Origin of the sequence: Microcystis sp. M49636_WE2, from assembly GCF_030065375.1 — a bacterium.
In the GTDB taxonomy this organism is placed as follows: Bacteria; Cyanobacteriota; Cyanobacteriia; order Cyanobacteriales; family Microcystaceae; genus Microcystis; species Microcystis aeruginosa_C.
The window spans coordinates 1-3353 of record NZ_JASJFG010001065.1; the positions used below are offsets into that span (position 1 = coordinate 1).

Sequence of the window (3353 nt, forward strand, 5' to 3'; positions counted from 1 at the left end):
ATTGTTATTGAACTCTAGGTATAGAGTATCCGTATCCTGAAAGTAGGTGATTTTCATGGCTGACTTGGGTTATCAAGAGTTTCTAATCTTCTTCTAATAGTGATTCATTTGGCGGCGATTGCGGTTTTGAGAATTGTCCATGATATTTGAAAGTTAAGCGACAGCAAAGCCTGTATAGGGTCTAATTTCAGGGGATTTAAAGGCTAAAATAATCTGGTTTTGAGGGATTCCCGCAGCTACTAATTCATCGGCAATACCATCCTCAGTTCCGTCGTGTTGAATCCAAATTTTTTGATCAATAATATCAATATGTAATAGGGTTCCGTAGATTCGATAACCATTTTGCCAACCTGTTTCAACCAATAAATAGCGATCGCGGGTTTGATCTAGGACTAATTCGATTTGGATTTGGTGATCGGTGTCGAGGAAGTCGGCATAATCTTGGAATGTTTTTTCAATAATTTGCCGATATTGGGCAATTAAGGAAGCCATCGTACAATTACCTCCTGGTTGAGATCAAAACTAAATAACTGAATAATACCATCTTCAATTAAGGTTTGACCTGCTTCTTCTTCAAATACTGTTTTGCAGGTGTTTTCGCTAACAGCCAAAAATAGTTTATATTCGGGATAATAACGCTTTAAAAGATGGGTATAAACGACAAATTAACCAACTGCCTCTTCAAGGTCTTTCATATCAGAGGGACGAGTAAAGCTCTTAATTTCAACGGCTATTTTTTCTGTTCCCTTTTCTGCGGCTAATAGTCTTTCTGCTCCCAAATCAACAAACAGGTTTTTACCTCTTGCTAAACGAATCCGTAGGGGGTCATGGGTAATTGTCCAGCCGTCTTTGATTAGGGCGTGTTTTACACAGTCATGGAAAATATCTTTGGCAGGCATTGTTTTTTATAGATAAAAACTGAAATTTTCTCAGGTTTACTTTAAGTTATTGTCTGAATCTCCTAAGTTTCCTTGAATTTGCCCTAACAGTTCCTCACAATCTTTAACCAAGGTAATCCCCAATTCTTGGCATAATTCAAGCGCTTGTTGGCAGTAGTTGAGAGCGCGATCGCAGTGATTCATTTTGTGGGCTATTTCGACAAAGGCTTTTCAATGATTCTTTATCTACCGAAATTTTACGGGAAATAACGATAGAATTCTCGACGATGAAGAACACGAGCAAATGTAATTGTATCTTCTTCAACAAAAAAACCAATTCTATAGTCACCAATTCGGATACGATAGGCATTATATTCTCCTTTTAATTTTTTAAGGTTGTTAATTTCGCTTAGCTGCTTAACTGCTAAAATATCAGTAAAGACAAGGTTTTTTATGACTGAGTAAGAGGAGGTACTTTTTAAATCTTTAAGATCCTTGATAAAAGTAGGAAGATAGTTGATTTTCATTCTTTTTCTAATTCAATTAAAGCTTCCTCCAAAGTTAAGGGAGTTTCATCTTTAACGTCTATCATGGCGCGATAGAGTCCAGTATCTTCATAGGTTTCTATTATTTGTTGATAGTCTTCAAAGTTAATAATAACTTGCTGTATCTGACCTTGATTATCTGTAATCAAGTCTTGAGCAAAGGGATAATCTTTGATGTTCATAATTAATTGTTCCTCATTTTGCTTGGGTTTCTAATCCCCTTCTAATTTGATATTGATTATTTTCGATCAGAGAACGAGCAGCATCACTAAGATTATTATCACCTTCGATAAACCATAAAAAGGCGTGGGTATCCATTAAAATTTTCATGGCATATATTCCTCAAATTCTTCGATGGGATCATCAAAATTGTCAAGCATTTTAACGATGCCTTTTGCGCTTCCATATTGGGGATGTTTAACAGTAGTAGGAAGAGAAATGAGTTGAAAGTCTTGACCTTCATGATTCTGGATAATAACTTGTTCACCTTTTGAGGCAGCTTTAAGGAGGTCAGAAAGTTGACTGTGGGCTTCGTTTAAAGTTAGTTTTATCATAGCTTTGTTCAGTTAAATATTGATTTTTGAGAGAATAATTTACCTTAATTATTCTCTAATGTAGCCTGAATTTGCCCTAACAATTCCTCACAATTTTTAACCAACGGAATCCCCAATTCTTGGCATAATTCAAGCGCTTCTTGGCAATGACTGAGGGCAAGTTCAGGGCGATTAGTTTTGTGGGCGATTTCCGCAAGAACTCTTAAACTATAGGCGATTAAATATTTATAATCAATATCTTGAGAAATTACTAAGGATGCTTGAATTTTGCTTTCGGCTTCGCTGTAGTTTTGTAGTTTGAGCAATATACTCCCTATAGTATGTAGAGAAGATGCTACCCCTTGCTGATCGCCCATTGCTTCACTGATGTTGAGAGATTGCTGGTGATAGGCGATCGCTTTTTCATACTGTCCCAAGGAAGAATAACAATTGCTTAGATTACCGAAAGAAATTGCCACCCCTTGCCGAAAGCTGATTTCTTCACTGATGTCGTGATATTGCTGGTAGAGGTCGATCGCTTTTTCATACTGTCCTAGGTCATAATAACAATTGCCTAAATTCCCGAGAGAAATTGCCACCCCTTTCCGATCGTCCATTGCTTCACTGATGTCGTGACATTTCTGGTGATAGAAAATTGCTTTTTCATACTGCCCCAAGGACTTATAACAATTGCCTAAATTACCGAGAGAACTTGCCACCCCTTGCCAATCTTCTATTTCCTTACTGATGTAGAGACATTGCCGGTGATAGGCGATCGCTTTTTCATACTGTCCCAAGCAATTATAACAATTGCCTAAATTCCCGAGAGAAATTGCCACCCCTTGCCGATAGCCGATTTCTTCACTGATTTCGAGAGATTGCTGGTGATAGGCGATCGCTTTTTCATACTGTCCCAAGCAATTATAACAATTGCCTAAATTCCCGAGAGAAATTGCCACCTCTTGCTGATCGCCCATTGCTTCACTGATTTCGAGAGATTGCTGGTGATAGGCGATCGCTTTTTCATACTGCCCCAAGTTCAAAAAACAAATACCCAGACGATTTAACGAATTGCGATAACAAACTTGTTCCCGTTGACTCCCTGCAATAATTTCCTCATACAAATCTGCTCGCTTACGATAAAATCCTTGTAAATCCAAAAAACTATCAACCGATTTATTTTTCCCTTCTCCGCCTCTTTCCTCATTCAAAATATCGTAAGCTAACTGCCATTCTCCCAATGCTCCTGCATGGTAAAACGCCTCTAAATATTCCTTCAAATCTTCCAAGGATTCCCAGGGAGGGACAGGTAAATGAGCTAAATAATAATCTAAGGCTAATTGATGGGCAGATCGCAATATTTCAGGATTTGCTTGATCTTGCACCACCATGGAAAT

General features: G+C 37.9%; 8 protein-coding genes and 1 pseudogene. All 9 read right to left on the reverse strand.

Annotated elements, in window-relative coordinates; all coding sequences use genetic code 11:
- Positions 1-57: DUF2283 domain-containing protein (locus PX484_RS25915; RefSeq protein WP_353853263.1), on the reverse strand; the 57-nt coding region annotated here is incomplete at its 3' end.
- Positions 58-153: 96 nt separating this feature from the next.
- On the reverse strand, positions 154-492 hold the full coding sequence (locus tag PX484_RS24705; protein WP_002732833.1) for a XisI protein: 339 nt from the start codon (positions 490-492) through the stop codon (positions 154-156).
- Positions 480-899, reverse strand: a pseudogene (locus PX484_RS24710) (XisH family protein). Before PX484_RS24710 ends, PX484_RS24705 begins: the two are co-directional and overlap by 13 nt.
- Before the next feature lie 36 nt (positions 900-935).
- Positions 936-1082 carry a hypothetical protein gene (locus PX484_RS24715; protein ID WP_287667128.1) on the reverse strand — a complete coding sequence of 49 codons (147 nt, stop codon included), beginning with the start codon at positions 1080-1082 and terminating at the stop codon, positions 936-938.
- 53 nt (positions 1083-1135) lie between these two features.
- Positions 1136-1405 (reverse strand): type II toxin-antitoxin system RelE family toxin, encoded by a 270-nt coding sequence (locus PX484_RS24720; RefSeq protein ID WP_061432389.1) that lies wholly within the window; start codon positions 1403-1405, stop codon positions 1136-1138.
- Entirely contained in the window at positions 1402-1605 is a 204-nt protein-coding gene (locus PX484_RS24725) for a RelB antitoxin-like protein (RefSeq protein WP_002732229.1), read from the reverse strand. Before PX484_RS24725 ends, PX484_RS24720 begins: the two co-directional genes overlap by 4 nt.
- A gap of 13 nt (positions 1606-1618) precedes the next feature.
- The gene (locus PX484_RS24730; RefSeq protein ID WP_002753982.1) at positions 1619-1753 is read right to left on the reverse strand and encodes a hypothetical protein; all 135 of its coding nucleotides are present in this window, start codon (positions 1751-1753) and stop codon (positions 1619-1621) included.
- The gene (locus tag PX484_RS24735) at positions 1750-1977 is read right to left on the reverse strand and encodes a type II toxin-antitoxin system Phd/YefM family antitoxin (protein WP_194013823.1); all 228 of its coding nucleotides are present in this window, start codon (positions 1975-1977) and stop codon (positions 1750-1752) included. The genes PX484_RS24730 and PX484_RS24735 overlap by 4 nt, the downstream gene beginning before the upstream one ends.
- Positions 1978-2021: 44 nt before the next feature.
- The coding region (locus PX484_RS24740; RefSeq protein WP_288106051.1) for a tetratricopeptide repeat protein at positions 2022-3353 on the reverse strand (1332 nt) is incomplete at its 5' end.

Bases quoted from the DNA above. Each gene is read 5' to 3' on its own strand.
- PX484_RS24705 (WP_002732833.1), bottom strand. From the start codon at position 492: ATGGCTTCCTTAATTGCCCAATATCGGCAAATTATTGAAAAAACATTC.
- PX484_RS24715 (WP_287667128.1), bottom strand. From the start codon at position 1,082: ATGAATCACTGCGATCGCGCTCTCAACTACTGCCAACAAGCGCTTGAA.
- PX484_RS24720 (WP_061432389.1), bottom strand. From the start codon at position 1,405: ATGAAAATCAACTATCTTCCTACTTTTATCAAGGATCTTAAAGATTTA.
- PX484_RS24725 (WP_002732229.1), bottom strand. From the start codon at position 1,605: ATGAACATCAAAGATTATCCCTTTGCTCAAGACTTGATTACAGATAAT.
- PX484_RS24730 (WP_002753982.1), bottom strand. From the start codon at position 1,753: ATGAAAATTTTAATGGATACCCACGCCTTTTTATGGTTTATCGAAGGT.
- PX484_RS24735 (WP_194013823.1), bottom strand. From the start codon at position 1,977: ATGATAAAACTAACTTTAAACGAAGCCCACAGTCAACTTTCTGACCTC.